Origin of the sequence: Hyphomicrobium sp. (assembly GCF_051860585.1) — a bacterium.
In the GTDB taxonomy this organism is placed as follows: Bacteria; Pseudomonadota; Alphaproteobacteria; order Rhizobiales; family Hyphomicrobiaceae; genus Hyphomicrobium_C.
This window is the reverse complement of record NZ_JBHYDS010000001.1, coordinates 463,872-486,690: the sequence shown is the minus strand read 5'-3', so window position 1 is coordinate 486,690 and position 22,819 is coordinate 463,872. Positions and strand designations below refer to the sequence as shown.

Sequence of the window (22,819 nt, the reverse complement as noted above, 5' to 3'; positions counted from 1 at the left end):
CAACCGGAGCAATGCCAGTCATGACCATCACGCGCCACGAGCAGACCGAGATCTATTCCAAGGCCGCCGAGGCGAATGGATTTGTCTTCACGGCAGGCATTGTGCCGTCCGATCTCTCGCGCGACGTCAAGGGACAGACCGAGGAAGTCCTGCGCGAGATCGACCGGCTGTTGGCTCTGGCCGGAACCACGAAGTCGAACGTCGTCCAGGCCACGATCTGGTTGAACGACATCCGCCACCGCGAAGCGATGAACGAAGCCTACAAGGCCTGGACCGGCGGCAAGGATACGCCCGTGCGCGCCTGCGTCGAAGCCAAGCTGGTGGATCCGCGCATGCTGGTCGAAATCAGCGTCGTTGCCGCCAAGTAGTCCCGCCGGGGCGCCACGCCCCTCCAAAACGCCGGTCACGATCCTGTGGCGACTTTGCCTCGGAAGAAGCCTATTCGCGCGGCCACTACGTAAGGTCTATCGAGACGATTCCGTGAATCAGGCAAACTCCGCGCCTCACGGGCAGACGTCAGATAAAGGCGAAGAGGCGGAAATGTCGGCACTTCGGAAGATTAAAGCTGTAGCGGCGGCGGTCCTGGTTTTGGCGGTCGCCGCGCCTGCGTTCGCGGATGACTCGGGCTTTGCCTATATGCACGACCTGCGTAAGGAAGGCGGGCGCACCTGCTTCACCGACCACTTCCACTACGGCAGTGGCACCGGTGCGAACAAGGCCGTCGCGCAGAAGGCGGCAATCGGGTCGTGGTCGAGCTTTACCGACTTCGAATACGGCAGCGACTGGGCGCGCTTCTCGCGTGCGGCAGGCAAGAGCATGAAGTGCTCGGGCGGCACCGGCGGCGTCGATTGCCAGATCGAAGCGCGTCCCTGCAAGTAGGCCGAATTCGATTCGGCCCGGCCGGTTTCAAGGCGCAACGCCGTCGCATTAGAGGGCGATAGCGGATCCTTGGTCTAAAGGATGGACGAGATCTTGCAAGCGGGCGGCTCATGAGCCGCCCGCTTAGTATTTTGAAATAACGCAATAAAACCGCATTGAAGGCTAGCCTGTCCCGGCCGCCTGGGGCGGTGCGGGGCTGTTGTGCTTGTATTGCAACGGTCTGGGTCTTTTGGCATGGTCCCGCGCGCGCCCTGCGAATTCGTCCGGGGCGACCAAATCAGGCGGGTTTCTGTTGTCGCGCACACCGGCTTCGTGCGACGTCGCAGCCAACGAGCTGACCAAACAGGGGAAACACTTCAATGACAGAGATTCTCTGGGGGATCGTCGCGTGCGGCGCACTCTCGATTGTCTACGCGGCCGTGACCGTTCAGTCGGTCATGAAGGCCGATGCCGGCAATGCAAAGATGCAGGAAATCGCGGGCGCCATCCGTGAAGGCGCGAGCGCCTACCTCAATCGCCAGTATCAGACCATCGCTGTGGTCGGCGTTGCCATTTTCGTGCTGGCCTGGGTTCTGCTCGGCGCCCTCGTGGCTGTCGGCTTCCTGATCGGCGCCGTGCTGTCCGGCCTGGCCGGCTACATCGGCATGAACGTCTCTGTGCGCGCCAACGTCCGCACCGCGCAGGCCGCCACCGTCTCTCTCGCCAAGGGCCTGGACATCGCGTTCAAGGCCGGCGCCGTGACCGGCATGCTTGTCGCTGGCCTCGCGCTCCTCGGCGTCTCCATCTATTATTTCGTGCTGACCGAAGCGCTGGGCTACGCCCCCGCTGACCGCGTCGTCATCGACGCGCTCGTCGCCCTCGGCTTCGGCGCATCGCTGATCTCGATCTTCGCCCGTCTCGGCGGCGGTATCTTCACCAAGGGTGCGGACGTCGGCGGCGATCTCGTCGGCAAGGTCGAAGCCGGCATCCCGGAAGACGATCCCCGCAACCCGGCGACCATCGCCGACAACGTGGGCGACAACGTCGGCGATTGCGCCGGCATGGCCGCCGACCTGTTCGAGACCTACGCCGTGACCGTGGTCGCGACCATGGTGCTCGCCGCCATCTTCTTCGCCGGCCAGGCCAACCTCGCCGCCCTGATGGTCTATCCGCTTGCTATCTGCGCTGCGTGCATTGTGACGTCGATCATCGGCACCTACTTCGTCAAGCTCGGCGCCAACAACTCGATCATGGGCGCGCTCTACAAGGGTGTGATCGCATCGGGCGTTCTGTCCATCGCGGGCCTCTACGGCGCCACCGAGTACGTGCTCGGCGGCTTCGGTGAAGTCGGCACGGCCAACGGCGTTTCGATCACCGGACAGTCGCTGTTCCTGTGCGGCCTCATCGGCCTCGCGCTGACGGGCGCCATCGTCTGGGTCACCGAGTACTACACGGGCATCGGCTATCGCCCCGTGCGCTCGATCAGCCAGGCGTCGGTCACCGGCCACGGCACGAACGTCATCCAGGGCCTCGCCGTTTCGCTCGAAGCGACCGCGCTCCCGACGCTCGCCATCGTCGCCGCCATTCTCGCGACCTACAACATTGCGGGTCTGTTCGGCACCGCGATCGCAACGACCACCATGCTCGGCCTGGCCGGCATGATCGTCGCGCTCGACGCCTTCGGCCCCGTCACCGACAACGCAGGCGGCATCGCCGAAATGGCGGGCATGCCGAAGGACGTTCGCCGCTCGACGGACGCGCTCGACGCAGTCGGCAACACCACCAAGGCCGTCACCAAGGGCTACGCCATTGGCTCGGCCGGTCTCGGCGCGCTCGTTCTGTTCGCCGCCTACAACTACGATCTGCAGTACTTCATCGCCAAGGCCAACGAGGCCGGTTCCACGTCCTTCCAGTACTTCAAGGGCGTCGAAATCAACTTCGGTCTCGACAACCCGTACGTCGTCGTCGGCCTGCTGCTCGGCGGTCTGATCCCGTACCTGTTCGGCGGCATCGCCATGACGGCCGTCGGCCGCTGCGCGGGCTCGATCGTCGAAGAGGTGCGCCGTCAGTTCAAGGCCAAGCCCGGCATCATGAAGGGCACCGAGCGTCCGGACTACGCGCGCGCGGTGGACATCCTCACCAAGTCCGCGATCAAGGAAATGGTGATCCCCTCGCTGCTGCCCGTGCTCTCGCCCATCGTGCTGTACTTCGCCATCGAGGCTATCGGCGGCCGCGGCGCGGCGTTCTCGGCGGTTGGCGCGATGTTGCTCGGCGTCATCGTCACCGGCCTCTTCGTCGCCATCTCGATGACCTCGGGCGGCGGCGCCTGGGACAACGCCAAGAAGGCGTTCGAGGACGGCTTCGTCGACAAGGACGGCGTCAAGCATCAGAAGGGCTCTGAGGCTCACAAGGCCTCGGTGACCGGCGACACCGTCGGCGATCCCTACAAGGACACCGCTGGCCCCGCTGTGAACCCGGCCATCAAGATCACCAACATCGTTGCGCTGCTGCTGTTGGCCGTTCTGTCCCACAGCTAAAAGCGAACACACGCCACACGACGAAGCCCCGGAGCATGTGCTCCGGGGCTTTTTCATTTCGTCAGAGCTGTCGCCTATGTCTGGTCGGTTTGCGCGGCGCGGAGCCACATCCGCTCCAGATAGCCAGTGCGTGCGTCGAAGCCGTCCTTATTCGCCGAAGATCTGCTTGGCGCCGAGGTTGCGGAAGAGCTGCTTGATGATGCCGTCTTCCTTGCCGCCTGGGGCCGGCGTCGTGCGCGACACGAAATCGAACACCTTGCCGTCCTTGAGGCCGTAATTCGCGATCCTGTCGACCGTCAGCGTTGGCGTGAAATAGACCGCGAGCACTTGCCGATCCACCTCGTCAGGCTTGAGGAACGCGGTCTTCTTTTCGGTGCTCGAAATGTAATAGTAGACTTGGCCCGAGCCGGTGGTGGTCGTCGTCGTCGGCGTTCCGAGAACGAGGCGAACCTGCTCTTGTCCCATGCCGGGCTGGACCTGGGCGATGTCCGTCTCGCGGAACAGGTGGCCGTGCTTGGTGATTTGCTCGCTGCAGGCGGAGACCGCGACGCTGAGCGCGATCAGGACGGGGATGAGTGCACGGCGCGCCATGCCGGCGTGACCGCGGCCCTCCGCGCAGCTTCTGCGGTGCTCGGCACCGTGGTGCGGAGTGTCCGACGCGCCCTGGCGCATTTGGCCTGACGCGCCCTGGCGCGATGCGTCCGAACGGCGCATGCTGCAACGACCCCCTTGGAGACTCATGATTTCCCTGCGCTCATAGCCCCGCCCTTAGCTTAAAAGACGGGCACAAGGCAACTGCGCGGCCCTCCCCATCCCCTTTCTTACGAGACGGAATAACCTGCGTGTTCACCTGGTTGAAAAGCCGAGCCCAAGACCGTCGCACAGCAGTCGACCTTTATGGCGCGGTCGTGACCCAGGCCAGGCAGCCGGCGTTTTTTGGCAGCCAGGGTGTCTCAGATACGCCAGAAGGCCGGACGGCGATGATCATTGCCCTCATGTTTCCGGTGCTTGAACGTCTTGGGGCGGACGGACGCCGAACCGCGCGCGTCGCCAGATACCTGAGCGAAACGTTCGTCACCGACGTCGATGACACGCTGCGCGAGATGGGCGTCGGCGACATGTCCGTGCCCAAAAAGGTCAAGCGCGCCGCGCAGGCGCTGGGGGAGCGCTGTCTGGCCTATCGCCGCGCCGTGCAGGCTGCCGATCCCGTAGCCGAATTGAGCGCCGAACTTGCCACCTCCGTGCCCGGCCTCGAGGCCAGTCCGCAGGGCGCGGATGCCCTTGCGCGCCGGATAGTGAAGCTGAATGATCACCTTAGCGCCGTGCCGCTCGACCGGCTGACCACCGGCATCGCGGAGTTCGCCGATACCGTGGTGGCCCCGCCGCCCCGCGCCGCAAATTCCGGGAGACCCGCATGACCGCACTGCGCGACTGGACGCACGAGACGGCCGAAATCGGCGACCGCACGCTGAGCCGCAGCCGCAAGGCCACGCCCGAGGAGTGCATTGAACTGGCGCGCGAACTCGACATCCTCGCCTGCGAGAGCGTCGGCGTCGATTACACCATCAAATCCCTGGGAAAAGACCGCTATCGCTTCTCCGGCACACTGGAAGCGAGTGTCGCCCAGGCGTGTGTCGTCAGTCTTGAGCCCGTTCTCGCGCGCATCTCCGAGACGTTTTCGATCGAACTGGGACCACCGGAGGCGCTCGACGACAAGGCTCCGCCCGCGGGCGACCGCGAGATCCTAAGCATGCCCGACGTCGAGCCGATCGAAGACGGACGGATCGACGTCGGAACCATGGTTTTCGGCATGATTTCAGCGGCGCTCGATCCCTATCCGCGCTCGCCGGACGCTGAATTCGACTGGGTCGACCCCAAGATCAAGGCCGAGCCGGAAGCCGCCAATCCATTTGCGGCGCTGGCCAAGCTCAAGCCCAAGCCCTGACGCACAAAAAACGCTTCCGGCCGTGACGGTCCCGCGCCCCGTGGCGTCTGAGACATATTCGTCGTGCATGTTCGCAACCGCGGAAAGAGGTTGTCTCGAAGAGGCAAACTTGTATTTTCCCGCTGGCTTTGCCTTGGGGGCCGCGGGAGGCTTTTGGCGCGGTGAATGCGGGCCGCCGGCTTCAGCGCCGCGCCGGGCACGAGCCGTCGCCTTAATGCAGAAGATCAGGCCCAGTTCGTTCGACAGGTTGAAGATCGCCACATGGCTTTGCCGCGAACACTAGCGCTCGACGCCATGGGGGGAGACCACGGCCCCGAAGTCGTGGTTCCAGGGGCGGCGCTCTCGCTCGAGCGCCACCCGGCGCTGAGCTTCATCTTTTTCGGTGACGAGGCGCGCATTGCCCCGTTGCTTGCGGAACGCCCGGCGCTCGCGGCCAAGTCGCGGGTCGTCCATACGTTGCAAGTCGTCTCCATGCACGAGAAGCCCAGCCAGGCGCTCCGCCGCGGCAAGGGCTCCAGCATGTGGCTGACGCTCGAGGCCGTCAAAAAGGGTGAAGCAGACGCGGCCGTCTCGGCCGGCAACACCGGCGCCTTGATGGCCATGGCCAAATTGATCCTGCGCCCGATGGCGGGCATCGAGCGCCCGGCCATCGCCGCGCTCTGGCCGACCATCACCGCCGAATGCATCGTGCTCGATGTCGGCGCCAACATCGGCGCCACGGCGCGCCAGCTATGCGATTTCACACTGATGGGCGCGGCGATGGCGCGCGCGCTGTTCCACATCGAACGCCCGACGGCCGGCCTCCTGAACGTCGGCGTCGAGGAGATCAAGGGCGCCGAAGAGGTCAAGGAGGCGAACGCGCTTCTGAAGGCCGTCGAACTGCCGCTCGATTACCACGGCTTCATCGAGGGCAACGAGATCGGCCAGGGCCGGGTCGACGTCGTGGTGGTGGAAGGCTTCGCCGGCAACATCGCCCTGAAGACGGCCGAAGGCACCGCGCGCCAGATCGGCCAGTATCTCAAGGACGCGATGATGCGTACGACGCTGTCCAAAATCGGCGCGTTTCTCGCCCGCGGCGGCTTCCGCGTGCTGAAGGAGAAAATGGATCCGCGCCGTGTAAATGGCGGGACTTTCCTCGGGTTGAACGGAATTGCCGTGAAGAGCCACGGCGGTACGGACGCACTGGGCTTTGCGAGCGCGGTCGATCTCGGTTACGAGATGTCGGTGAGCGGGCTGCTCGAGCGCCTGGCCGCGGATCTTGAGGCGTTCCACCATCGCCTTGGCAAGAGCGCGACGACCCCCGAGGCGCAATCCGCTCCGCTTGGCCCACAAGAGGCAGGATAGCCCCAGCGGCTGGATAGGACGAGGACACCTTGGCAGTAATTCGATCGGTCATCCGCGGCGTGGGTGCGCATCTTCCCAGGCGCATCATGACCAATGCCGATCTGGCGAAGATCGTCGACACGACCGACGAATGGATCGTCGAGAGAAGCGGCATACGCGCGCGCCACATCGCCGACGATGACGAGCTGACATCGACGCTCGGGATCGGTGCCGGCCGGCAGGCGCTGGTGCGCGCCGGTATCGACCCCGTCGAGATCGATCTTGTCATCTGCGCGACCGCCACGCCCGACCGCACGTTCCCGTCGACGGCGGTCCGCATTCAGGCTGGCCTCGGCATCACCAAAGGCGCCGCCTTCGACGTGCAGGCCGTATGCTCCGGTTTCGTTTATGCGATGACGATCGCCGACAACTTCATCAAGACGGGCCAGTCGATCCGCGCGCTCGTCATCGGCGCCGAAACCTTCTCCCGTATTCTGGACTGGAACGACCGGTCGACCTGCGTGCTGTTCGGCGATGGCGCGGGCGCTGTCGTCCTGGAGGCGCAGCCTCAGCACAACGGGCGCGAGGATCGTGGCATCCTGTCGACGCTGCTTCGCTCCGATGGGCGCTTCGAGGATCTTCTCTACGTCGACGGCGGCCCCGGTTCCACCAAGACGGTCGGCCATCTGCGCATGAACGGCCGCGAGGTGTTCCGCCATGCGGTCCAGAAGATCTCGGGCGTGATCGAGGAAACGCTCGTCGCCACCGGCTATGCCGCGGACGAAATCGATCTGTTCATCCCCCACCAGGCCAACGTCCGCATCCTCGACGGCATCGCTAAAAAGCTGGGCGTCGACCCGAATAAAATCGTTAAGACGCTCGAGAGGCACGGCAACACGTCAGCTGCCTCCATCCCGCTGGCGCTCAATCAGGCCTTCGAGGAGCACCGTCTGAAAGAGGGCAGCCTGGTGCTCATGGAGGCCATGGGAGGCGGATTTACTTGGGGTGCGGTGCTCGCCCGCTGGTAATCTCGCAAAAGCGAAATCGCGACGCTGCAGCGCACAAATCAGACGGCAGACGGCCCAAAATTAGGCCGTGTAAGGGATGACTAAATCCCCCTGCGATATCAGTTGCTTGTTTGAGATCTGTTATTGACCGCCCGTTACACTGCCGGTAGCATAAGGAAAAATACCTAGCTACGGGGAGGCCCAGAAGTATGAGCGGCGGCAAGACATTGACACGTGCCGATCTCGCAGAGGCAGTGGTCCGCAAGGTCGGCCTTCCGAGAAACGAATCCCAGGAGCTCGTCGAGCTCGTTCTCAACGAGATTTCGGACAGCCTGGCTCGTGGCGAACAGGTGAAGCTGTCGTCATTCGGCTCGTTCGGCATTCGCAAGAAGGGCGAACGCATCGGACGCAATCCGAAGACCGGAAAAGAAGTGCCGATCACGCCGCGTCGCGTGCTCGTCTTCCGGCCCAGCAACATCATGAAGGACCGGATCAACTCCGGGCGCTCGCGTCGGCCGAAGGCCGCGGAGTAATGCCAGCCGAAGGCCGCGGAGTAATGCCAGCCGAAGGCCGCGGAGTAATGCCGTCCGAAGGCCGCGGAGTAATGCCGTCCGAAGGCCGCGGAGTAATGCCGTCCGAAGGCCGCGGAGTAATCGCGGAGCAATATTGCGCTGGGCGTCGTGCGCGGACCCTCACGCACCGCCCCCGGCGAGCTGGCTGCGGCCCCGCTCTCGCCAATCGCTTTCGCGCCTCACCGTAAGCTCGGCCCCAAAAGCTCGGCCCAAGACGCTGCAACCTCCCGCAGCAATTCTCGTGCGCGCCCGTCCTCACACCATCCGCTCGCATCACACGATTGCCGCACGCCGGCGAGACGCGCGAATGCGTCGCACGCAAGCCAGCATCCTCCATCGACTAATCGGATTTCGCGCGCGCCGTCAGGGCGAACGCGCATCGTCGCGTTGAGAAAAAAGCTGTGGCTATATTAACGAATTGATCGAGACGGCGCCAAACGTTGCAGGTATCATTGCCAACACAAAGCTGTAGCGTTGGGCGTTTGTTCATCTTCGGTCGAAGCCTACCGGAAGTGTCAGGGTCCAGACCGCGGAGTTGATGTGGGGCGGCGCGCCTCAGCGGTGCGGGTGCAAGGTCGGGCGCGGCCGTCCGTAAAACTGAGCCAAGGCATCGAGGGGTAACGATGAGCAAGGCAGCAGAAGCATTTCGCACGATCAGTGAGGTCGCTGACGAGCTGGATGTCCAGAAGCATGTCCTGAGATTCTGGGAAGCGCGCTTTCCGCAAGTCCGTCCGATGAAGCGTGGCGGCGGCCGGCGCTACTATCGTCCGGAAGACATGGAGTTGCTGCGTGGCATTCGTCATTTGCTGCACGCAGAGGGCTACACCATCAAGGGTGTGCAGAAGATCCTGCGCGAGCAAGGCATCGATCATGTGAAGCAGCATGGGCGCGAGCCGGGCGACACCGAAACGCGTGCCGTGTTGCGCGGAACCACTCCCGATGCGCGCGCGCTGCCAGCCAACGTGGCCGTGGCGGCCCGCACGCCGGCTCCGGTTCCCGCGCGTCGTGGCGCGCGTGGACGCACCAGCGCGGTCAGCCACCTCGCGGCCATCGAAGCGGCCATCAAGGAACTCGAGGAGTGCCGGTCGCTCTTGCTCGAAACCATGGGCAAGACCGAGCAAGCGCGTCCCGCGCGGCGTGCACGCGCCGTTGGTGCCTAGAGCGAGAGGCGCCTTGGCGACGGCCCTGCCCGTCTTGCGGCCGAGCGTGCGTCGCATGATCCGTGAGGAAGCGAGCCTTTGCAGTGCGAGGGCTCGCAATGCGTGAGATGGAGCTTTGGCTCGTCGATCTGCAGGCCTGCGCCGCGGCGCTCGAGCACGTCGAGGCCGCAACGCCTCGCCTGAGCGAGGCTTGCGAATGCCAGCTGGCCACCATGGCCTTGGCGGACGCACGCCGTGACCGGCGGCTCACGCATATCGCGCTTCGCATCGCACTCGAACGCAAGCTCGGACCAAGTGTGCGCGGCATCGCCTTTGCGCGGAGCACAAGCGGAGAGCCAAGCCTCCCCGATCGCAACGCGAGCTTCAGCATCGCCCACACGCCCGGTCTCGCGGTCATCGCGATTTCTGACGCTGGGCCGATCGGTATCGATATCGAGAAATCGCGCATCGTCCGCATGCCCGCGCTGCGCCGTGCGCCGATCGAGGCGGAGGCGATCCGTCTCGCGGCTGGCGCCCCGCTCGGCGGACGCGATGCCGATGAACGTTTTCTACGCGCCTGGGTGCGCATTGAGGCGGTCGCCAAGGCGCGCGGTACGGGTGTGGGCCCATTGCTCGAAACCGTGCGTCCACGAAGCGCTGGTGGGCAGGCTCCGGCTCCCGATTTGGCGGCCTCGGCCGACGCCCTGGCGGTCCAGGTCCACGACCTCGCAACCGCACTCGGCACCTATGCCGCCGTGGCCTATTCGGGTTCGGGCCCGCCGCCTCGACTGGCGCGGTTTCCGGTCGATGCCGACGCCATCGAAGCCTTGACCCGGCCCGGTTAGGATCGAGTTGCCGCCACCCGGGAACGAAGCGTTGACCGCGGCCCCATTGCCGGACATAAGGGGGGCCGAAGTCGGAGCGTAGCGCAGCCTGGTTAGCGCACCAGTCTGGGGGACTGGGGGTCGGAGGTTCAAATCCTCTCGCTCCGACCAATTACTTCAAAGGCTTAGGCCAAACCCCTCATCCTCGAAAAATCGCCTGGGACGCACATGGGACGCAAAGCCCGTACGCAGCTTTGCGATCGCCTGAGTCTGTATGTGCAGGGGATAAGATGGGCCGAAGGCGGGTCGAGAGACTCAGGCAGCCCAAACCCCTTTAAGCGCGATTCGCTGCTCAGCGTGTTTGTCCGGGTTCTCCCGCTTGAGCCGTTCAAGATTTTGAAGCTTCCATTTTACCGCCGGCAAGTCTGCTGCTTGCGGCAGCCCTATGAGTGAAAACTCGGGTTCAGCGTCGTGAAGCGACAGCAGGAACTTTCGCGCGGGTTCGTCAAGCCGGACCTGGATGTCTGCGAGGAGACGCGCTCTGGTGGCGATGAGATCAGCCAGGGGCACCGCTACATTTGTCATGCCTTCGAATTCGGCGGCATACGGTGCGTCAAGCTGCGCGAGTGTCGGCTTCAGCAGCTCGTGGGGCGGACGCCCGGAACTCGCGATATAGACGAGGAATGTTTTGAAGAGAGCGTCGGTCAGTCCCTCATTTTCATAAAGCAGCTTCACATCGTAAAGGTCGCGAGGATGTTGTCGGTCTAGGGCAGCGTGAAGCTTGCCGCCGAACAGATCTTCAAATGACACGACAAGCGTCTCGGCAAACCCGAAGCGTTCTTCCACGGCTGCAGTGACCGTGCGAATTGCGGGATCGTTCACAACGCCGCGAGTGACCGGGGACGTCTCGATCTTGACTTCGGCTCCACCGCGTCTTGCCAGCACACGGGTTTCACCACCGCCGCCACCGGCAATCCGTTGAGCGCGTGTTTTTGGGAGTTTGCCTTCAATTTTTCCCCGGATGCGTTCAAGGGCGTCGTCGATGTCCTTGAGGCTTTCAGCCCGATCTTTCACTGGCAGGAAGGTCAGATCGATATCGACCGAGAGGCGAGGCATATCTCTGTAAAAGAGATTGATCGCGGTGCCTCCTTTTAGAGCAAAGGAGGTTTCCTCGGCGACGATAGGAATAATTTGAACGAGCAGCCGTACCTGTTCTTCGTAGCGTTCACGTGCCACTACCTGCCTCCTGTCTCGGAGCCGCATATTCGGGCGGCACTGTGATGCGATACTGCGTGTGCAGCTTTCCTCCCTTGACCAGCGAGCGATCCCCTGCACCAAGATCGACCGACTTCGGCTGCACATGCTTGCGCCATGTGTGCGCATGACGATCAGCAAAGACGAAGAAAAGCCTTTTCACCTTTACGGATTTGCATTGCGCTAGGAGTGCAGAAAGTTTTTTGGGGCTGAGTGTGGTCAGGCTCTCAAAGGCAACATCGATTGAGTGAAAGCTTTCGTGCTCCGGCAATTCATCGAGAGCTTCGAGAATTGCGCGTTCGGGAGACGAGGTCTGGAGCGGCCAGTTCCACCACGGCGTAAGAGTTGATGGTGTTTCAGCTTCAAAGTTCGGCTCGCGGTCCACGCCTAAGGTTGAGCCGTCAAAAAGCTTGAGGCTCCGAAGCGAGAGCCGTGCGCTCGTGGGCGCTTTCTTGATCCATGACGGGATACGCTCGCCGTACAGGAAGACAGGCTCGCTGCCGCCGAGCCGCAGATAGTGCGAATATCCCCGTTGTTGCAGGGCTGTCATGCCACCAACGTGGATTGAGTAGTCCATGACCTTCTGAAGGGAGAGAACCAGTATTCTCCAGTCCTGCAGTTCGGACCCGGCAGCAGCCTCTGTGTGGGTGGGGCGCCGGTAGAGACCATGGGTGACGTGTTCCAGCCATCCGCGTTTGGCGTAGTCGTGGACGGACGATCGCCGGATTTTGCGAGCCGCCAGCCAACGGGAATCGACTAAGAAGCCGGGAGGCACGGTCTGAAGAAGGCTCTTTAGCCGTTCGTCCTTTTGTTCGCTCATGACGGACAATATAGCACGTCTTCAAAGTGACCGCCATAGCTTCTTTACAAAAACAAGAAATTGTACGCCTTGAACGTACAAAATTGTCTATATGTAAAGTATATCAAAAAGAACAAAACAGGATCGTCCTGGCGCGAAACCCAAGCTGCGCCTTGGATCTTGCCAGGTCGCCAGCTGCGGGAGCCGCTATGCGCTGGCCCTGCCGAACACGCTTGCGTCCTCCGTTTTCAAAAGCCGACCACCCACCGGAAGCCTTCCCTCGGGGCATGGTGGCGGCGCGAGCCCGAAAGGCTCCGATGGTCGGGGCCTCCTTTGAAAATGGAGGAAACAACCATGCTCATCATCTCACGCAACAAAGCGGCGTCCTGCACCGACAGCGAACTGCACTCTTTTCTGAGAGTTCTGTTCAACGATCTGGCCAATGACGCATGCGATGAAAGCAGTCAGCGCTGCTGCCACGCCTCAATCGAGGCTGTGCGCGCAGAGCAGGCACAACCGCGGCGGGGCATCTAGTCCCGCCGTCTAGTCGCGCTCCTGCTCCCGCCCGCGATCACGTTCATTGCTCTGCTCGGCGGCCTTCTCACGCTGGGCTTTTGCCATAGCCTTAAGCTTTTCAAAATAGCTCTCGCCGCTTGCCGCCTGTTTGAACGACTCTCGATGCTCGTGCGAAGCGCGCAGCTGCGCATACGCCTCGGTGCGGTCTTGTCGAAGGGCTGACCATTGCGCACGCAGCTTGCCATCCTCGTCGAAAACGTCCCGGACGCGCTGAACTATGGCGGTCACAACGTCATCGCCGAGATGGCCGAGGCGCTTACAGCACTTGGCTATCGTGCACGCTACACACTTATCAACGCGGCCTTTCACGGCGTGCCACAGATGAGAGACCGCGCATTCCTCATCGCGCTTCACAACGATCTGGATGTTGATGTCATCTTTCCCAGGGCAAGCCATCACATGAGCTTGCCGCCAGGCTACAGCGGTACGCGGTCAGTTGCGCTTAAGAATATCGACCTTTTTGACGGCGGACTTTTTGTTCCCAGCGATTATGGATCGTCCCGGCTTCCGGGGCCGGTCACCTGCGAGGAAGCGCTTGGTGACCTGCCCCGGATCACTCTGCATCTTGAAGGAGGACTGCGGCGTGGCGCGCGACGACTCGATCAGTTCGTCGAATACCCACCTCAGGACAGACGGCGGCTGGGTGGCTACGCGAAGCTCATGAGAAACTGGCCGGGCTTCGAAAATGCTTCGGGGATCTGGGATCATGTTATCCGTTGCCTTCCGCGCGACGCGGACACATTCCGTGAAATGCCGAACGGAGCGGAGTATCCGCAGGCCCATGCAACAGCCGTCGCTATTTGGCAGCGCCGGATGCGGAAGCTTGAGAACCGGCAGGGTGAAAAACTCTCCGAAAAAGAGCGCGAGAGCCTCAAGCGTTCAATAGTGCCGCCGTATCCATTGAACTCTTTCCCAAACCGCTGGTGGAAACTCCGTCCTGATTTTCCCTCGCGCACGCTCATGGCGCATATGGGAAAGGATACCTACAGCCACATACATTACGATTCATCGCAGGCTCGGGTTGTCAGTGTGCGGGAGGCGGCGAGACTGCAGTCGTTCCCGGACGGTTTCCGGTTCTGCGGCACAATGAATCCTGCGTACCGCCAGATTGGCAACGCCGTGCCACCGCTTCTGGCGAAGAAGCTGGCTGACTGCCTGATGCAGGCAATCGCATTGTCGCTTGCTGCGAGCAAAGCTCTCACCGCCGCTTGAGAGCAACGGTCCAAACCTGTTTCTTTCACATACCAGAAGACCAAAGTGTCCGGACTGCTTTAGCTTCTTGATCGTCTGTCTCAAGCCACCACCTCTGCGAAACCAGAGCGAGGTGGTTGATCCATGGCAGACGGCATCTATCCGGGCCCAAAGGGGCTGCGCAAGCGAATCCTTCAGATGTGGAGCCGGAGCGCGGCCATGCCTGCGCCTCAGCAGATTGAACCGCCAGCGCCTCAGAAGCCCGAGGCCCCTGCTCCGGCCTACAACCCGCCCGGCATGACGGCTGCGCGCCGGGCGCTGTGGCCGGAACCAGCCAACGATCTGAAGCCGGAGCGCAGCCCTGAGAAGCTCAGCTATACCGAAGATCTGAAAGCGCGCGTGCGGGGCGAGGAGCGGGAAGGCCGCTCGATTCTGAAACGCGACTTCGATCAGGAACGCTTCTAGCGGTCAGTTTGCGCCCTGCTATTTAGCCGTCCCTGCGGAGCCGTCGTCGCTCGCTTGCCCGGCCGTGGCGGGCGGCGACGGCGGAGCGGACGGCGAGGTCAGTCCCTGTGGTGAGTTCGAGCGAAGCGCCCTCTTCCAGGCTTTCGGCATGCACGAGTGTGGACAGTCAAAGCCAAGCCATCCGCACACCAAGCCTGTCAGCCCTTTTGGGCGGGGAAGTGTGAAACGGGCACGCGGAGCGTGGGGGTTTCACATATGGTTGTTCGAGCCGTCAGGCGAGAACTCCGATTCTACATAGCTTGCTGTGTGAGAGCAGGCGTAAGTTAAAGGGGTAGATTCAGTTAAGTAAGTTAAGCGGGTCGAAAGCTGTGCAATGCAGCAGCAGCGGCCATATCCCAGCGGCTCTCCGTTCCCGATACCCCGAAGTTTTGTTCCTGATCGCCCGATGATCTGTCCCTGAAACCCCGACGACGCGTTCCTGTTCTCCCGAAGGTGTTCCTGATACCCCGGCACTCAGCAGGCGAGGATTTCCGCGCGATTGCGGGCGGGCCGTTCCTGATCCCCCGATAGCGTTCCTGAAAACCCGATGGGGTGTTCCCGATAACCCGAAAGACTGGTGCAGCGGAGAGTCATACAGGCGCATGACGACTCGCGGCGAGTCCTAGGCTGCGCCCGCGAAGCATCAGCAGGCCGCAAACATCGGGAGATTAGGAACGCTCGGAAAGCAGCGCGGCCACGGCGTTGCGGTTCTCAAGCCAGAGCGTCTGCGATCTGCGAGCGCGCGAACTCCAGAAAGGCAGCCTGGTAGTCGTCCGGCGAGAGCGAGCGCTCCTTCAGCCAGCGGGCAAAGCGACCATTGAAGGCGAATACGTTCTCGTCAGGAAACTCCTTACGGAATGCGCTGATGGTGTCCTTGGAGAGCGGCATGAACACTCTATCCTTCTCGGCGGGCACTGCTGGAGTGACGCTGGCCTGAAACATGCCGATCGCATCGCGCCGGATCATCCGCAGCAGCGGATCGGGTGAGCCCTCGTTCTCGATGCGGAGATAGTAATCGGGCAGAGCGTTCTCGCGCGCGATCTTGAGAATCTCGAACTTGAAGCGGCGCGATGTGCCTTCGGCGCCTGACTTCGAAAACAGCGTCGAGAATGAGATGGCAAAGCCATCGGGCCCTGCCCCGCCGGCATGCTTGCGTGCGACACGGTAGAGCCAGCGCTCGCGTCCTCCGGTGATAGCGAAATAGGCCGGATCGATGGACAGAAGGCCGCCATCCATGATGATGCCTTCATAGAACCAGTCAGCGAGCGTGATGCTCATGCCGCGGCTGAACTGGCGCTCATCGTCGACATCGTCCGTCCAGGATTCGATCCAGCTGAACTGACGGTGCTTCTTGCCCTTGGGCGCGCGTATGTTGGTGACAATCGTTGTCGACTGAAGCCGCGCCAGTGCTTCCCGCAGAGAGCGGTATTCGGCTCCGCCCGTATGTCGGTCAATGGTCTTGAGGAGGTCATAGGGATGAAACGAGAGCGTGCGCGGGATGTCGTTCTTGCCGCGAGCGCGGAGCTGCTGGATCATCGAGGCGGCCCAGATCAGGATGTCGGCATCCCAGATGGTGGCCATGCCGAAGTCAGCATTGGCCGTGACGCGGACGAAGATGTTGCCGTCGGGGCTGACATAGTCGATCGGCTTCATGCGCTTTTTCTTAGCGAGTGAGAAGAACGGGCGCTCCATCACCTCACGCTGGTCGCGCAGAGGAAGATCCGACACGTAGGGCGCAAAGAGATCGATCTGGGATCGGTCATCGGAACGGGCCCGCTTCATGAGCCCCTCCTCTGTCGAAGGCGATCTCAGGCAGGCCTTCCGCCTTGAACAGCAGATTGAGTGCGCGTCCGACGAGGTCTTCCTCGGTCAGATCTGAATTGATGGCAAGCAGGCGGAACTGGCGTTTCACGCGCGGGCTGAAATAGCCCTGGATGCGCTTCATGCCGGCGCGCGATGGCGGCACGTAGGCGGGAGCCCCTCCTCCGACCTCATCATCTGAGGCCAAGAGATCAAGATCACGGGCACTCCTGGCCTCATGAGAAACTGGCGTATCCTTCCGATCAGATATGAGAACATGAGCATTGTGGCTCACAGCGTCATGAGAACCCGGCGACAGGAGAACATGAGCAGCGTTTCTCATGGTCTGCTGAGATGCTGTACTCACCGGCGCATGAGCAGACAGCCCCACAGGAGCATGAGTACGGGTGCTCATAGGATCATGAGCCTGAAGGTCAGCTTCCATGGCAGCAGCGAGATTGACGGGCGGCGGTTTAGACATTCGCCCTCACTTTCTCATGAGAGAAAGTGCTCATGTTCTCCTGAGAACACACAAACCGAAACACATCATCAAACTCGCGGGCGCATTTGCCGCCGGGCTCGTAGTCGAACACACTCTGGTTCAGGGCGTAGGCTCGGCGGGCGGAAGCGCGGTTGGTGATGCGGTGCGGGCAGACTGGCAGGCCTAAAGTCTTCAAAGCTTCCGCAGCCTGTTCGGCCTCGTTGCCGTAGGCCGGGCAGAGATTGAGTACGGCAAGAGCCGGCCTGCCGGACAGGCCCACAACATTCTCGGTGCGCTTGAGGGCGCGAAGATCAATGAACGACGGTCCGCACGGCACGATCACCAGACCGGACTGGTCGGCGATGGCGAGGCTTTCTTCGGTCGAGTTCGGCGACGTGTCGATAAAAACGAAGTCCGCCTTGTTGGCGCGCGCCTTGTCGAGGAATGAGGGCAGAGTGTCGGCAAACACGGACGCCGCATAGGGCAGGGGGGTTGTGTCTTTGCGGGCCAGATACCAGCGGTAGGTCGACTGCTGTGGGTCGGTGTCAGCGATGATCACGCCCTTGCCGCGCTGATGCGCGGCAGCCGCCAGATTGATGGCCAGTGTTGTTTTTCCGACTCCGCCTTTTTGCGATATAAGAGCAATAATTCTCATGTTCTCTTCTTTTATTTTCATTATCCTTTTCAACAGTCTGTCACTGCAAACTCAATTCTCGCATCGCCGAAAACTATCCACAACAAACATGATCTGACGCACTGCGCGGCAGCGATCGTCACCCGCACGGGCCGAGACGCGGACTATCGTTTCGACGTTGTGGAATCGCGCGCGGCTCGGCGGGCTGTGCCCGTAGAGCGCGGTCCGGCGGATGCCGGAGCCGCCGGTCACGGAGGAGGGGATGCCAGGGCATAATCACTACGCCTCATGCACCTGCGGCTGGTGCGTACAATATGCACGCAACCGATTTAGAACATCTGCCGCGCTGCTCTCAGCCGACCTCTATTCGGCTCGCCGCTTTCTTGGTGAGCATGGGGTCAGGCGCTACATCTCAGCCTGTTTTGTCAATCCCAATGCCAAATGTCCGGTGTGCGGGGTTCAGGTTTTCTATTACGAAAACGTTCACGGAAGCCGTGTCTTTTTCGACCATCTGGGCCCGCCATGGCCCAAGCACGACTGCACAGACCGCAGGAGCGCAACAACGAAAGTCTCAGCGCAGTGCGCTCGACCCGAACGGCGCAGGCGCGGCCTGTCACTGGAGCTGCTGGAAGCTGCACAGAAAGTCGCTGCAGGCTTTGAGGGCCATCAGGCACCGGATGACAACGAGGATGGCTGGGTGTTGCTGTGCGTGACCGCGGTCGAACGGACCGGGTGGAGGAACCGCATTACCTCAGACCTGCTAGGAGCCGAGGAAACCACAATCGTCATCCTCGCGTTTGATTCCAGTGAGGAAGTCGTGCAGCCGGGCGACATCGTGAGCCTCAGAGACGAAACGCTAAGCCTGTTCGATCTGGAACGCATGAAGCCGCGCACATACAAGGTCATCGTCGAAGAGTGGCGTACTACCGTAACAGAGTAGCGCTCCTCAACGGTCCGCTGTGAAGCAGTACCTAGTCAGTGCCCGGCGAGGAAATCCAATCGAGGGGAACGAGCTTCCTTCCTTCTCGCCATTCTTCAACGAGGCTGGCGTTCTTGACAGTCCCCCAGACCTCGTCGCCGGCGTGATCCAGCACGATCACCTGGAGATTGCCTTTGGCCGCATCGACTTCGTCCGACAGCGCGGCGAAGACCTTGCGGACCGCTTCAACGTCCTTGTCGGCAAGAGGGCGCTGACTTTTTTCTGCGCCGGCCTCAGAGCGATCGTCGGCCAGCTTGCGCGGAAAATACACTTGGCTGGGCTGATCGTATACGAGCAGGTGGGGAACTGGATGAGGAACGCTCTTTAGGAAGAACCGCTGGAGCGCTGCCGTAACCGCAATGTGGTAGGCAAGCCAGTTGGCTCCGCTCCCAATCTCCCACAGCCAGTCCTTCCGGTCAGGACCGACGACCCTGATGGAAAGTTCGCTGATCGACAGCTCGATCGGCAGGTCTTCAAACTCACAGTCCAGCTTGGGCACGATCTCGGCAGCGATCTTTTGCACAATCTGCAGCGCATGCTCGGTACGACGGCGAATTTGATGTTCTGCAACGCGCTCCTGCAGAAGCTGAACCTCCTCCCGCAGGCCTTCTACTTCATCGGCCAGATCGCTGTCTGATCCGATGGTATCGTAAGTTTCAACGGCGTTCTGCAGCTGGCCCAGGTACCGTTCGATATTCGGAATCGAGTATGCCGGCTCTGTGGTCTGTCGGAGATCTTCGCTGACCCGGAGCCGGGCACGGACAGCCTGAAGCTCTTCAAGCTTGTGGCTGAGAAATCCCTGCACCCGCGCAAGTTCGCGATCGATCGTTTCCGTTGAAGCAGGGCGGCGGCGGGCATCGGCCTCGATCAAAGCGAGCGCGCGGCATAACAGGTCAAGCTCTGCGGTTGAGGCGAGGCGGGGATCAACTAGAACCTGACCGCTGTCCTCCCCGGTCAGGTCTTTGAGCCATGTCGACAGCGACAGGCGGTCTTTTTGAATCTGCAGCGCGCCGCCATGAGCGTCCGCGGTGTCTTTAAGAGATTTGAGTTCATTGTAGCGCTGGCGAAGCTCAAAAGCCTCGCTAGAAACGCGGCGCTCTTCGCCGAATAGCTCCAGTGTCTGCTGCAGCGCCAGATCGACAGCTGCGGCGCTCGGCCGGACATCCTCGAATGACCGGGATGCAAGATCGCGCAGCAGACCCAGCAGCTGCGGCCAGTCTGACGGGATACTTTGGCCCTCCGGCATCAAACCGAGCTCACGCGCGCGGTCCAGCCATGACCGCGCTTCGGCCTGCCAGCGCGCCGAGACGTTGCGGATATTGCCAAGCTCGCGCTCTTTGCGCTTAAGCTCTTTGGAGAGCCTTTCGAGCCGGGCGCGGTCAACCAGCGTTTGAGCGTCAAGGGCGCCGAGAACATATGGAAAAACGGACTTCAGCTTCTCTCGGTGTTCGGTCGTGTCGGCCTTGAAGAAGAACACGTCGGGATTAGCCACCACGTTCTGAGGCTGAAACACGAACGCCATAAAGTCCCGAATGCTGGGCCGTGATGAGCCAATCGCTTGGCTTTCAGGGTCAAGATCCAGATTGGACGTGCCCGAGATGCGGTTGAGAAGCGCGCGAATCTGAGTGGCATTTGCGTTATGACTTTCGATGCGTTCGGGCACGCCCACGGCATCACCTTCAAGAAGAAGCATATTGTCCGTCGATTGGCGGCCGCCTGGCTCCTGCCGTGCAAGCAGCTTTTTCCCTTCGGCGGTATCAATCAGCATCCCGAACCATGCGCACGCATCGCGTATTGTCCCCGTGGGAATGGCGCAGCTTCTCGCGCCGAGGCAATAGTCGATGATTGGAATTATGGCCGACTTGCCGGTTTTTGAGTCGCCGCTGATGATGTTGACCATGCCGGGCTTGAACGCGACCCGCCGCGGGGCATGTCCGCCTTTTGACCAGAGAATGATTTCGAGAATATCGAGCTTCATTAGAAGAACACCCGCAGAATGCCGGAAATATTTGGAATGGAATGTGGCGCGTACCAGATGCCGAGCTTTTCGCCTGCCCGCAGCATGGCACGCAGGCGCTCAGGCTTCTGACGATCCGGCAGGGCCTGCGACCGCAGTGTCAGAACGGCCGCATCCTCTATGGCAACTGCAATCAAACCTCTGACGGACGCGAGCTGGAGAGACCGCAGTGTCAGAGGACGCATGACCAGCATGCGGTCATGAACGGCGAGCAGCTGATCGCGGTTCGGCTCGAATTTCTCGGCGAATTTTGACAGGGACGAGTTGGGAGAGGTCGATTCTGCTTCTTTGCGCGTGACGTGGTGAAAGAGAATTGGGAGCACCGTAAAGCAAAGGGGCAAAGGGCAGGGCCGTGTTGCGGTGCTGTTATAGGCGCGTACAAAGAGCCAGATCAGCACCGCCCCCAGAGCGGTGTTCTGAACCAGCTGAGCTTCGTTTAAGACAATATCTGGTCTGGCTGGGAGGGGCCCAAGTGTCATCTCAGGCATTGGAGTCCTCCTCGTCTGGCTTCTTCAACAGATCCCTGTAGCGCGGGTGCCAGCCGATGTTGAGCCTGTCCGCAAGCGCATGTACGGAACCGGGAGGAAAGTGCGGCGGAACATCCATTCCCTGCAGGCGATCGCCGGACGGCTTGACGCATTCTGACAGCAGCAGCTGACCGTGCTCCGCCTCGGAAAGGGACTTCGATTGAAGCGAAACGGACCGCTTCGTACTCGTCCAGCGACGCTCCAGGCGATCATCAAATTCGGAGAGGGATTGTTCATCGACCTGTCCACGATCGCTCCAATGCGTGCGGTCGGTCGCGGCGCGCAGAAAATCCGAGGCAGCCCGCAGCTTTTCATCGCTTTCGCATTCGATGAGTTCCATCTGGCGAATATAGATACTCCGCTGCACTTCCGCGTCGATGGCCGCCGGATCGGGCTCGGTCGCCACACTGTTGAGGACGTGATCCCGGTCCTGGCGTTTAATGATCGCGCGCAGGCGCGCGCTGAAGTCGGAAACGGCAATGATGGCACGCGACCCGCTTCTCAGCTGGGCATCGGCTGTCTTGACCACCCATCCGATTGCCGCAGCGCAAATGTCATCGAGAACGGCAGGAGACACGTATCGTTGGAGATGGTTGCGGATTTCCAGCAGCGGGTCGCTTTGAGAGATCAGGGTAAAGTTGGCGACGATAGCCACGCGCATTGCTGGATCGGCATTCAAAAATGCCGCGAGGTCCTGTGCGCAAGCAGGTTCCGCTGTTCGGGCGGCAAATGCTGCCTTCAGCGTGGCGACAATCTCTTCAACCTGTTCGGTGGTCCGCGCCTGATGCAGGGCGGTGACTATCGCGCCGGCCTTTACGGGCGTAACGTAGAGAACGTAATCAGTCTTGGCCGGATCGAGCTGCAGCCGCTTCGTGGTCTCAAGCCAGTTGGCGAAGGTTTTCCAGAGGTCGGGGGCCCAGTCCGATATAGGATTGTGGCTCAGTGCGCTTTTGTCCTGCTCCAGCAGATGGGTGCCATCAGCACGGTGGATTGCGACATCATCCAAGCTTTCAGTTGAAGCAGAGTCGCCTGCAGGTGCTGAAAGCAATCGGGCGCAAAGCCGGACCGGCTGCAAACTGAAGCCAAGATAGGGGCCGGGGGCCGTACCGGCACCCGAAGTCTTGCTGTCCAGCTGCTTATCAATAGTCGCCATGGGTTTGAATTGGACATGATTCGCCGATCAGAGTCCGAAGCGGTGTCAAGAGGTTTGAGAGTTATCTACAGCGATGTTTTCCTCCGAAGTGGGTCTGGCGTCGCGCGGACGAAGCTGTGGCGCAGTCAGCGCATTCGCTTCATCTCGCGCCAGTGCAGAATTTCCCGCTCCAGCCAGGCCACGCGGTTTTCGCCAATCCACACGCGAGCCGGGAAACGACGCTCCAGCTCCAGCAGCCGGACGTGCTGCGGACTGTAGACGATCAGCTCGCGCAGCTCCTTTTTGCCGACAAAGCGGTCCAGCCCGTTCAACACCGGTACATCGCCAGAAAATGAACAGGGGCCGCGGGCATCGAGCTTCGACTGCATCCAGGCCGTAACTTCATTGGAAGACCAGGCCACGCGGGCTGCGCCGAGGCGGATGCGACGCGGAAACGCGCCGTCTGCCTCCAGCCGGTTGATGTGTTGTTGCGAGAACAGGACCCGGTGCCGAAGCTGCTTGGCATTGATGAGACGGTCAGCAGTGCGGCTTATGTCAGCGGCGTGCGCGGGGGTATGAGCAAGATCGGAAATGCGTTCCAAGAGACGCTCCATCACGATGGGTCAATCGATGCCTGCGGCACCGTCTGACCAACGCATCGTCGATGGAGGGCGGTTTGCGCAGGGGAAAGCTGTTCCCCCAAGAGCAAGTCGCGCCGCG

The 22,819-nt window shown here is 61.6% G+C and carries 24 protein-coding genes and 1 tRNA gene; 15 read left to right on the top strand and 10 right to left on the bottom strand.

What is annotated here, in order from left to right:
- Positions 1 to 20: 20 nt before the first annotated feature.
- The 3 genes from ACTIFK_RS02210 (at position 21) to ACTIFK_RS02200 (ending at position 3,395) form a co-directional block, all read left to right on the top strand.
- Positions 21 to 368: a RidA family protein gene (locus ACTIFK_RS02210; RefSeq protein WP_439541403.1), complete on the top strand. Its 348-nt coding sequence runs from the start codon at positions 21 to 23 to the stop codon at positions 366 to 368.
- Between the two features lie 172 nt (positions 369 to 540).
- Positions 541 to 879 carry a hypothetical protein gene (locus tag ACTIFK_RS02205; RefSeq protein WP_439541402.1) on the top strand — a complete coding sequence of 113 codons (339 nt, stop codon included), beginning with the start codon at positions 541 to 543 and terminating at the stop codon, positions 877 to 879.
- Positions 880 to 1,238: 359 nt separating this feature from the next.
- Entirely contained in the window at positions 1,239 to 3,395 is a 2,157-nt protein-coding gene (locus tag ACTIFK_RS02200) for a sodium-translocating pyrophosphatase (RefSeq protein ID WP_439541401.1), read from the top strand.
- A 147-nt stretch (positions 3,396 to 3,542) separates the two neighbouring features.
- On the opposite strand, the gene ACTIFK_RS02195 is transcribed toward ACTIFK_RS02200, so the two are convergent.
- Positions 3,543 to 4,109: an outer membrane protein assembly factor BamE gene (locus tag ACTIFK_RS02195; protein WP_439541400.1), complete on the bottom strand. Its 567-nt coding sequence runs from the start codon at positions 4,107 to 4,109 to the stop codon at positions 3,543 to 3,545.
- A gap of 128 nt (positions 4,110 to 4,237) precedes the next feature.
- On the opposite strand from ACTIFK_RS02195, the gene ACTIFK_RS02190 reads away from it, so the two are divergent.
- From ACTIFK_RS02190 to ACTIFK_RS02155, 8 genes are all read left to right on the top strand, one after another.
- Positions 4,238 to 4,813, top strand: coding sequence for a ubiquinol-cytochrome C chaperone family protein (locus ACTIFK_RS02190; protein ID WP_439541399.1), 576 nt, complete (start codon positions 4,238 to 4,240; stop codon positions 4,811 to 4,813).
- Complete coding sequence (locus ACTIFK_RS02185) at positions 4,810 to 5,340, top strand: YceD family protein (protein WP_439541398.1); 531 nt, start codon at positions 4,810 to 4,812, stop codon at positions 5,338 to 5,340. The genes ACTIFK_RS02190 and ACTIFK_RS02185 overlap by 4 nt, the downstream gene beginning before the upstream one ends.
- Before the next feature lie 261 nt (positions 5,341 to 5,601).
- Positions 5,602 to 6,684 carry a phosphate acyltransferase PlsX gene (gene plsX / locus ACTIFK_RS02180; RefSeq protein WP_439541397.1) on the top strand — a complete coding sequence of 361 codons (1,083 nt, stop codon included), beginning with the start codon at positions 5,602 to 5,604 and terminating at the stop codon, positions 6,682 to 6,684.
- Between the two features lie 29 nt (positions 6,685 to 6,713).
- Positions 6,714 to 7,691 (top strand): beta-ketoacyl-ACP synthase III, encoded by a 978-nt coding sequence (locus ACTIFK_RS02175; RefSeq protein WP_439541396.1) that lies wholly within the window; start codon positions 6,714 to 6,716, stop codon positions 7,689 to 7,691.
- 188 nt (positions 7,692 to 7,879) lie between these two features.
- On the top strand, positions 7,880 to 8,203 hold the full coding sequence (locus ACTIFK_RS02170; protein WP_439541395.1) for an integration host factor subunit alpha: 324 nt from the start codon (positions 7,880 to 7,882) through the stop codon (positions 8,201 to 8,203).
- A 662-nt stretch (positions 8,204 to 8,865) separates the two neighbouring features.
- Positions 8,866 to 9,402, top strand: coding sequence for a MerR family transcriptional regulator (locus ACTIFK_RS02165; protein ID WP_439541394.1), 537 nt, complete (start codon positions 8,866 to 8,868; stop codon positions 9,400 to 9,402).
- Positions 9,403 to 9,500: 98 nt separating this feature from the next.
- Entirely contained in the window at positions 9,501 to 10,226 is a 726-nt protein-coding gene (locus tag ACTIFK_RS02160) for a 4'-phosphopantetheinyl transferase family protein (RefSeq protein ID WP_439541393.1), read from the top strand.
- Positions 10,227 to 10,298: 72 nt separating this feature from the next.
- Positions 10,299 to 10,376, top strand: a tRNA-Pro gene (locus ACTIFK_RS02155).
- A 144-nt stretch (positions 10,377 to 10,520) separates the two neighbouring features.
- On the opposite strand, the gene ACTIFK_RS02150 is transcribed toward ACTIFK_RS02155, so the two are convergent.
- Together ACTIFK_RS02150 and ACTIFK_RS02145 are read right to left on the bottom strand one after the other, a co-directional pair.
- Entirely contained in the window at positions 10,521 to 11,441 is a 921-nt protein-coding gene (locus ACTIFK_RS02150; RefSeq protein WP_439541392.1) for a nucleotidyl transferase AbiEii/AbiGii toxin family protein, read from the bottom strand.
- Positions 11,431 to 12,279: a type IV toxin-antitoxin system AbiEi family antitoxin domain-containing protein gene (locus tag ACTIFK_RS02145; RefSeq protein ID WP_439541391.1), complete on the bottom strand. Its 849-nt coding sequence runs from the start codon at positions 12,277 to 12,279 to the stop codon at positions 11,431 to 11,433. Before ACTIFK_RS02145 ends, ACTIFK_RS02150 begins: the two co-directional genes overlap by 11 nt.
- 333 nt (positions 12,280 to 12,612) lie before the next feature.
- Between ACTIFK_RS02145 and ACTIFK_RS02140 the strand changes: the two genes are divergently transcribed.
- The 3 genes from ACTIFK_RS02140 (at position 12,613) to ACTIFK_RS02130 (ending at position 14,490) form a co-directional block, all read left to right on the top strand.
- Positions 12,613 to 12,792, top strand: coding sequence for a hypothetical protein (locus tag ACTIFK_RS02140; protein ID WP_439541390.1), 180 nt, complete (start codon positions 12,613 to 12,615; stop codon positions 12,790 to 12,792).
- A gap of 207 nt (positions 12,793 to 12,999) precedes the next feature.
- A complete protein-coding gene (locus ACTIFK_RS02135; RefSeq protein WP_439541389.1) occupies positions 13,000 to 14,046 on the top strand; it encodes a DNA cytosine methyltransferase in 1,047 nt (348 codons plus the stop codon).
- A gap of 123 nt (positions 14,047 to 14,169) precedes the next feature.
- The gene (locus ACTIFK_RS02130) at positions 14,170 to 14,490 is read left to right on the top strand and encodes a hypothetical protein (RefSeq protein ID WP_439541388.1); all 321 of its coding nucleotides are present in this window, start codon (positions 14,170 to 14,172) and stop codon (positions 14,488 to 14,490) included.
- A 750-nt stretch (positions 14,491 to 15,240) separates the two neighbouring features.
- Here the strand turns inward: ACTIFK_RS02130 and ACTIFK_RS02125 are convergent.
- From ACTIFK_RS02125 to ACTIFK_RS02115, 3 genes are all read right to left on the bottom strand, one after another.
- The gene (locus ACTIFK_RS02125; RefSeq protein ID WP_439541387.1) at positions 15,241 to 16,311 is read right to left on the bottom strand and encodes a replication initiator protein A; all 1,071 of its coding nucleotides are present in this window, start codon (positions 16,309 to 16,311) and stop codon (positions 15,241 to 15,243) included.
- Complete coding sequence (locus ACTIFK_RS02120) at positions 16,289 to 16,495, bottom strand: ribbon-helix-helix domain-containing protein (protein ID WP_439541386.1); 207 nt, start codon at positions 16,493 to 16,495, stop codon at positions 16,289 to 16,291. Before ACTIFK_RS02120 ends, ACTIFK_RS02125 begins: the two co-directional genes overlap by 23 nt.
- A gap of 307 nt (positions 16,496 to 16,802) precedes the next feature.
- Entirely contained in the window at positions 16,803 to 17,486 is a 684-nt protein-coding gene (locus ACTIFK_RS02115) for an AAA family ATPase (RefSeq protein WP_439541385.1), read from the bottom strand.
- Positions 17,487 to 17,706: 220 nt separating this feature from the next.
- Between ACTIFK_RS02115 and ACTIFK_RS02110 the strand changes: the two genes are divergently transcribed.
- A complete protein-coding gene (locus ACTIFK_RS02110) occupies positions 17,707 to 18,384 on the top strand; it encodes a hypothetical protein (protein ID WP_439541384.1) in 678 nt (225 codons plus the stop codon).
- 31 nt (positions 18,385 to 18,415) lie between these two features.
- Here ACTIFK_RS02110 and ACTIFK_RS02105 read toward each other — a convergent pair whose 3' ends face one another.
- The 4 genes from ACTIFK_RS02105 to ACTIFK_RS02090 all read right to left on the bottom strand — a co-directional run bounded on the left by ACTIFK_RS02105 (position 18,416) and on the right by ACTIFK_RS02090 (position 22,701).
- Complete coding sequence (locus tag ACTIFK_RS02105; RefSeq protein WP_439541383.1) at positions 18,416 to 20,401, bottom strand: DUF3732 domain-containing protein; 1,986 nt, start codon at positions 20,399 to 20,401, stop codon at positions 18,416 to 18,418.
- Positions 20,401 to 20,928 carry a three component ABC system middle component gene (locus ACTIFK_RS02100; protein ID WP_439541382.1) on the bottom strand — a complete coding sequence of 176 codons (528 nt, stop codon included), beginning with the start codon at positions 20,926 to 20,928 and terminating at the stop codon, positions 20,401 to 20,403. Before ACTIFK_RS02100 ends, ACTIFK_RS02105 begins: the two co-directional genes overlap by 1 nt.
- Positions 20,921 to 22,120 (bottom strand): ABC-three component system protein, encoded by a 1,200-nt coding sequence (locus tag ACTIFK_RS02095; protein ID WP_439541381.1) that lies wholly within the window; start codon positions 22,118 to 22,120, stop codon positions 20,921 to 20,923. The genes ACTIFK_RS02100 and ACTIFK_RS02095 overlap by 8 nt, the downstream gene beginning before the upstream one ends.
- Before the next feature lie 125 nt (positions 22,121 to 22,245).
- Positions 22,246 to 22,701, bottom strand: coding sequence for a helix-turn-helix transcriptional regulator (locus ACTIFK_RS02090; protein ID WP_439541380.1), 456 nt, complete (start codon positions 22,699 to 22,701; stop codon positions 22,246 to 22,248).
- Positions 22,702 to 22,819 lie beyond the last annotated feature (118 nt).